We start from the raw sequence: 778 nt of genomic DNA, 5'->3' as shown, positions 1-778 counted from the left end.
TACATGGAAGCGTTGCCTGTTTGGGTGGCATCAAACCCATTAGCAACGGCATTAGAACCGGTGATATGTGTCCCGAAACCTTCAATCTCACTCACTCCTGGGTAGTTCGTATAATCGGTGACCTGAAAGCCTTCCTGAAGATTGTCCTGAATGGTTTGCCTGCCGCAGTTCGTCGTGCTCACAGGAGAGGTCATATATCTGTATGATCGATTGGTAGGAGGTATAAAGCGTTCTACAATGACGCAGCCCGAAATATCGGATCCGGAAGCTACCTCAGCTAAAACAGCCGTTTGATTTTCAGTGCTTTTAAAGGTTAAGAAATTATCAGCTTCAATCGTAATGGTACCAGCATCCAGGTCTAACACGTTCAGTACATCTGCATCATCGGTGAGTGTAAGACCCGCCGAATTGTCCAGCCGTATATTGGTAAAACTTCCGGCACTCGAATTCACTACCAGGCCATTGCCTATAATTTGTTGAGGAACATCTCCGTCAAAGACCAGGTAACCCTGGCCACCCACAGTCCCATTATTGATGAGATTTTCTTTAATACTGAGCGTTTGCAGCGTATCGATAGACACAACAAAAGGAGAGTCAATGGTCAATTCCCCTACTTGTTGAATATTACTCAGGTTGACATTAGCTCTAACGATAGCCGTATCAATGGCCGTAGGAAGTCGGTTAAAGCTCCAGTTGGATCCCGTTTCCCAGGTTCCACCGGCGCCTACATCTCCGGCGCTTCCTTCAAATATATAGGGCTCACATCCCAGAAATACAG

General features: G+C 46.4%; 1 pseudogene. It reads right to left on the bottom strand.

Features of this window, described 5'->3' with window-relative positions:
• Positions 1–778: pseudogene (locus G3567_RS13235) on the bottom strand (hypothetical protein); the annotation flags it as partial.

This window comes from Psychroflexus aurantiacus (assembly GCF_010820555.1).
GTDB classification, from domain to species: domain Bacteria; phylum Bacteroidota; class Bacteroidia; order Flavobacteriales; family Flavobacteriaceae; genus Psychroflexus; species Psychroflexus aurantiacus.
This window is presented reverse-complemented; position numbering and strand designations above follow the sequence as displayed.